This is a genomic window from Enterococcus gallinarum NBRC 100675 (assembly GCF_001544275.1).
Classification (GTDB): Bacteria; Bacillota; Bacilli; order Lactobacillales; family Enterococcaceae; genus Enterococcus_D; species Enterococcus_D gallinarum.
In genome coordinates, this window is sequence record NZ_BCQE01000042.1 from 1 (window position 1) to 6334 (window position 6334).

The following is a 6334-nucleotide window of genomic DNA, read 5'->3' on the forward strand; positions in this document are numbered from 1 at the left end:
TTACTGGAGTTTCTGGATCTGGATTTACTGGTTTATCTGGATCGATTTTTTTAACCGTTATTAATGATTGAGAAGCATTTACCTGCAAAATATTATTGTCGTCAGTTGGAATAAGTAAACTAATATCATAATTGTTAATATCTTTTGCAAGTGGCTTGTAATTTAGAGCTTCTTTATAAAATTTATAAGCATTAGTATTTACGCCACCTAAATCACTTCTTGATTTTTTCTCTGTTGTTTGTCCCAAGGTTACCCAAATAGCATGACTAATTCCTCTGGCAAGAGAAGCACGATCATCATTAGAAGCGGCTGTATAAGTATTTAAATAGGGATATTTAGTAATAAAATTATCCCAAGCGTAAGCCATGATATTTCTTACTTTATCAATTTTTTCATTACTATATACTTTCAAGAGTTGTTCGTCTTTTTCATTGTATAATTGATAACCAGGGTTTGAAAACCCACGATCATTCAGTTTAGCTATAACGTTTTTGTCAAAACAAAAAGCTACTTGGTTATCAATAACACTTTCAGTTTTAATACCCTTATTATATAAGAAATACCCACCTTTTGTCTGATTACCAAAACCACTTATTGCATAACTATTTTCTATACTAGACGCATTAGCAATAGCGCCATTGAGAAATATGTTTCCAAAAATTAAACAGCCAATTATAAAGGACGCAGCACCACCACCTTTCTTCTTTCTAATTGCAAATTTCAATCTTTTTTCTTTACAACTAGTAAACATTCCCATCTCTCCTTACCACAAAATGAACGATCATGTTTTATAGACAAAAAGAAAAAGCATTCAAATTAGAATGTTTTTCGATAAAAGTATAAATTAATTTTTCGGAAATTTCAATAAAAATGATCGTTTATTTTTTAAGAAACAATTATGATGAGGCACTTTTATTTTCAGGTAGACTCACTATAAAACATTAAAATTAGACAGGTAATCAATGCTAATTTTGCTTCAACATTTCACTATCAGTGTTATCTAAAAACTATCTGGGAATAAGTCCACTGAGTTCTATTATATTTGTAAATAAGATAAAACTATTTTTAAGAAAATATTCTTGAACAGTTTTTATTTATATATAATAAGCTTTGTTGTTAATCTTAGGACTTGAAATATGATTTCTTTTCCAAAATTTATTATCTTATTTTAATTCTTCCATACATTTAATAATCTATAGATAAAAAAGAGATAATTTAGATCATTTTTTGCAATATAAAGCAAATTTGTTGAGCTAAGATGTTGGTATTTCTATAATAGGTTCAGGGATATCCCAATATCACTCTCTAAGGGCAACTCAGGGGAAGGAGTTGCCCCTGAAAATGTATATTAGAATTATCAAAGCAAAAAATAAGCATATTAACTTATTTTTTATAATGTTGTAGCGAAAAATATAGCGCAAGCTTAAAATTAAGTTCTCAAAAAGTAGAAATAGCTGCTTCTTATACCATGATTAAATGAATAAAGTATGCTGTCACTTTATGGGAATTTCGGGATGAAAATAGATACAACGTGTATCAGCATATTTTTTCTTTTTATATTTTTTATAGCTTTTTATACTTTTTCTCAGTCCATCAGAATCTATTTCTCCAAATAATATTTTCATATTATATATAGATATAAAAGAGCATAGTTAAAAAATATTCTTCCAATGTTTCTTTCGCTCAGTTTTCTAATTTTATATACATATCTGACATACTATTAGATTGCGTATGTTCCCATCAACTCTTTGTTAAGATAATTTATAATATATATTTTTACAGTACTATATACTTATTTCTTTGATATAATTAGTTGTTAAAATCTACCTGCACTTATATTTATCGACTGAAACAGATCACTTAGTGAAAAAACATCTAAGGTAGAAATAAATCTCTCCTTAGATGTTTTTGTTTTTTTATCAATCTCACTTATAGTATTCATAGAAACACTGAAAAACACTCCCTATTCACAAGGAAATATCATAACCATTCACTTGAAGTTCTGTATCTATTTATCTAACTCAGGTGAGTTACCTAACTCTGCTTTTAACATCCAAATCTCTTTTTCTAGCTCTGATTTAGAACCAATAAAAATATCCTCTGTACAGTCATCGCCTTCCTTTCCTGCAGTTTCAATCCCCTCTTCATATGTCGAAACAAGATAATTATAACCTTCCAATAAATAATCAATTTGTTCATCAATAGTTTTATTCCAAGAGCCTTTTTCTTCTTCTAATTTGGAATTTGTAAAAAACTCTTCTAGAGTTGAATACGGAGATCCATCAAGTGTAATCAGTCGTTCTGAAATTACATCTAACTGATCATTAATTTGCTCCATGAGATCATCCATTTTAGGATGTAGAAATAGAAACCTTTCTCCACGCATATACCAATGAACTTGATGTATTCTTACTGAAAATACGCTTAAATCGGCTACCAATTGATTTAATACTTTTTTTGTTTCACAAAATTTCATAATATCACTCCTAATTTAAATTTTTTAAAAAGAAATAATTCCGATTTACACATAATTTAATATAACAAATATATCTTGTCAACAATAAAATGAACGTTTATATTAAAATCGTGTTTATAAAAATCTTTACCACTTATTCATCCTTTTGTTTAGGATAATTTTTTTTTACAAATTCATCCCATGATTCACTAAATTCATGGTTCAAAAAGGCACTTTTCAACCCTGTTACTTGTTTTAATCTAAGAACTTCTTCTTTTTCCATTCCTAGTTCTTTCCCTATTTTATGATCGTCCCATCCTTCATTGACAAGCAGTAGAACTAATTCGGACATTTTATCTATTTCATGTTTCCCTCTAGCTCTATTGTGTCTAATTGTACTTGACATTCTTTGCTCCAATGGCTTATCAATTACAACTAAAGGAAGTTCTTTTAAATCAAGTTTGCTTTTTCCAATTAAATACCTATGGAACCCATCAATAATAATATATTCGTCTTTTTTATCATCATAATAGCAAACAATTGGTTGTGTATATCCGTCTTTTAAAATCGAAAATTCTAAAAGCTCCATTTCAGGTTCAGCGACATGATTTGGGTTATAATTATTACTTTTTATTTTCTCTACTGGAACCATTTTTACATTTAAAACAGGCATATCAATCTTGTTCATTGATTTCTCTCCTAAAAAATAAATAATTCTTTGTCTCTCTATATTGTTTAAAACAATAATGTTTCAGATTATTTAAGTACTGATCTTTTTTTAAAGAAATTCGTACACACTTTCTTTCACATTTCTTGTCTATGAAAAATAAAACCTTCTCCAATAGATACTTTCGAGTATCGTCATTTTCATCTTCAACAAAAACATCTCCAATATCAATAAACTCATTGGAAATTTGGATGGAAGAAAATCCAATTATCCTTTCCTTGTTCATTAACAAAAACCAAATAGTACTAGGTGTATTTATTAAATAAGGTAATTTTCTTCTATATACTCTTTCAGCAAAATATTTCCCCATTAAACTGTAAAAATTTTGTTTATTGTATGGGGGTATATAAACTTTAATATCTATTTCGCTCATTTCATTCCTCCTATTTTTTGTACAATATTTTCGTACCTCTTTCCTTTTAATTGATTTATTCCCAAAAAGTCTTTATATTCTTTAAACATCTCATATAGTTCAGCTTCATCTTTTTTCGTTAAACTATAATTTCTAGTAGATAAAACAAAGTCATTTTTTTCTAAAGCTTTAGCTATCCCTTTCCAGTCATTCCAAAGTCTTTCATCTTTTATCCAATCTTTTCTTTTTGATTCATCTGGCATATCTTGGATATCCATATTATATTTATTCTTGTAATAAGCAAAAAGAATACATATCTTTCTGTAATAATGATTCATTAAAAGAGGAGAATATAATCCTAATGTTTCTAGTAAAAAAATAGAATATCTTTGCCAAGTCATAAATGAAGGTTTTTGAGAAGTATTTAATCCTAAAAGACTAGTTTTACCATATATATTTCCAAAATTAACTCCACTTACTCTTTTTACTAATTTATCCCATGTTTCAGGTTCAAGTTCAGCAAATTGATTTAACGCTTTTCTTTGTTGTAATCCGAAAGGCTGACATATTCTCATGTCCCGGTACTTATATCCAATCTTATACATTTTCTCATAGATATAATTATATTCTAGTCCACATTTAAAAGTTGCAGCCCAAATGTCATCAACTTTCCAATCAAATAAAGGATAAAACAAAATATTTCCTTCTAAAGTTATATTTATCCAACATCGATTCTTATATTTATTTTCACCTTTTGTAACAGCACTATGTCTATGTAAACTTTCTTGTGCTCTTATACCTACACCACATGATACAGCACTTTGGGGATATTGTTCTTTATACCAATTTTGAAAATAACGAAGAAATCTGTCGGGATTACCATTTGATAATGAATAATATTTCTTTAAACCGTCATCAATATTTTCCAAAGTTATGGCATTTTTAGGAAGAGAATGAATCCATTTTTCTTTTTCGCTTGGATCCCACATTTTCCATTGAGGTTGAAAAAAACTAGTGTTGTTATCCTCAAAAAAAGGTAAGCAAAAATGATAAATATTTTTTACTCTAGGTAACTGTTCAATTTTTTTTATAAAATCAACAGTTGCTGTGTAATTTGCTTCAATATTTAATATTAATAGATCAAAATTTCTATCTAATTTTTCTGCAACTAGATTAGCTAACTGAACCATTATCCCACTATCCTTACCACCACTAAATGAAAAATACACCTTGTCAAATTCTTCAAATATGTATTCTAATCTCTTTAAAGTAGCATCAAAGACATTCATTTCTCATCCCCCTAAAAAAATAAGCGTTCAATATCAATGGTAATACCTTTAAAAACTTTGTCAATAATTTTATCAATTGTTGTTTCTTATAGTATTCAAATCATATAGAATAATGTAAGGAACACCTTTAATTTATATACTATACTTACTTAAAAAAACAAAAATGGATTTTAGTCTAGTGGTATCTTACAGTTAACAAATATTATAGAAATAATTGGAATTACTATTCAAACAATGATTTTAACTTGTTTTTCCATTAAATATTATTATAATAAAAATGAACGATCATTTTTATCGTTCGAATAAATTATGTAGAAAGGATAATTTTATGGTTGGAAAAAACAATAAAAAGTTATTAGAATTAAAAAGCAATCCAATTATCAAAAAGTGGAGAATTAGTCGACTGAAAACAGGAGTTGCATCAATTGTCATATTTAGCGGGGTATTATTAAGTTCTACTATTTTTATACCTTTACATACTGTTTCAGCAGAAGAAACAGTAACTACTACTTATTATGACCAATCTAAAAATGTTAGTGATCAATTAACAAATATTAATATTTCAATATCTAATAATAAAGAGAAAGTCATATTTCCACATAATGCAGAATCGCTAACTTCAAATTATGCATTCAAAGTCCCTGACTCAGTTAATCCAAAAGATTATTTTTATATTGATTTGAGTGAAAATGCTAATTTTTATGGAATTACAGAAGCTAACTCTGTCACAATGCCTAATCTCTTAGCTCCAGATAATTCAATTATAGCAACTGGAAAATACGATATTGATACTAATCGTATTCAATACGAATTTACGGATTATGTAGCAGAGCATGATAATGTTAGTGGAAAAATTTCTTTACCGATCTTTATTGATCCAGAAGTAGTAACTAATACTTCTTATCAAACTATTACTGCGAGTATAGGCAATAGTAAAAAAGATTTGAGTCTGTTAGTGGATTATTCTAAAAATGTAGGACCTCAATATAATGCTAATGGTGCTGGTAACATATTTAATGTAGACTTGAATAACCATAATTTTTCTCATACTATCTATGTCAATTCTTTAAAACAAACTTTAGGAAATAAAAGTATTGAAATTAGAAATCAAAGAAAAGAAGAAAATGGATATAATTCTGAAATTATCTACGATAAGACAAATACTCAAATAAAAGTTTATAAAGTAAAATCAGACGGAAGACTAACCGACAGTTTTTCTATTGCTACAAATGATTCACTAGAAGACGTGACTAATCAATGCTATATTGATTTTTATGATAATAAAATTAGTATTAGTTTTCCGAGCAATATTGATAACGAAACTTATGTCGTTCAATATACTTCTCCTTATACAGATAAAAAAGATATTGCTACTAGAGTAGTTATGTATGGTTACTCTCCTTATCAATTAGGCAATACTAGCTGGTACTGGGATAATTATGTAAAACTAACAGATGGAAATGCAAGTGGTGACGGTAGTGTGATATCACCTGAGCCTGAAACTCCGGTAA

5 protein-coding genes and 1 pseudogene are annotated in these 6334 nt (G+C 28.0%); 1 reads left to right on the forward strand and 5 read right to left on the reverse strand.

Features of this window, described 5'->3' with window-relative positions; all coding sequences use genetic code 11:
• The 5 genes and pseudogenes from EG2_RS16790 to EG2_RS16810 all read right to left on the reverse strand — a co-directional run.
• Positions 1-751: pseudogene (locus tag EG2_RS16790) on the reverse strand (hypothetical protein); the annotation flags it as partial.
• A 1257-nt stretch (positions 752-2008) separates the two neighbouring features.
• Positions 2009-2476, reverse strand: coding sequence for a Dps family protein (locus EG2_RS16795; protein WP_060815481.1), 468 nt, complete (start codon positions 2474-2476; stop codon positions 2009-2011).
• A 133-nt stretch (positions 2477-2609) separates the two neighbouring features.
• Positions 2610-3143, reverse strand: coding sequence for an IbrB-like domain-containing protein (locus EG2_RS16800; protein ID WP_060815482.1), 534 nt, complete (start codon positions 3141-3143; stop codon positions 2610-2612).
• Positions 3130-3555 carry a hypothetical protein gene (locus EG2_RS16805; protein WP_060815483.1) on the reverse strand — a complete coding sequence of 142 codons (426 nt, stop codon included), beginning with the start codon at positions 3553-3555 and terminating at the stop codon, positions 3130-3132. Before EG2_RS16805 ends, EG2_RS16800 begins: the two co-directional genes overlap by 14 nt.
• A complete protein-coding gene (locus EG2_RS16810) occupies positions 3552-4823 on the reverse strand; it encodes a DUF3440 domain-containing protein (protein ID WP_060815484.1) in 1272 nt (423 codons plus the stop codon). Before EG2_RS16810 ends, EG2_RS16805 begins: the two co-directional genes overlap by 4 nt.
• A gap of 328 nt (positions 4824-5151) precedes the next feature.
• Between EG2_RS16810 and EG2_RS16815 the strand changes: the two genes are divergently transcribed.
• Positions 5152-6334 (forward strand): Ig-like domain-containing protein (locus EG2_RS16815; protein WP_174520216.1); only part of this gene is annotated, 1183 nt, incomplete at its 3' end.

Excerpts from the sequence above, each read along its gene's own strand:
- EG2_RS16795 (WP_060815481.1), bottom strand. The coding sequence starts at position 2,476 with ATGAAATTTTGTGAAACAAAAAAAGTATTAAATCAATTGGTAGCCGAT.
- EG2_RS16800 (WP_060815482.1), bottom strand. The coding sequence starts at position 3,143 with ATGAACAAGATTGATATGCCTGTTTTAAATGTAAAAATGGTTCCAGTA.
- EG2_RS16805 (WP_060815483.1), bottom strand. The coding sequence starts at position 3,555 with ATGAGCGAAATAGATATTAAAGTTTATATACCCCCATACAATAAACAA.
- EG2_RS16810 (WP_060815484.1), bottom strand. The coding sequence starts at position 4,823 with ATGAATGTCTTTGATGCTACTTTAAAGAGATTAGAATACATATTTGAA.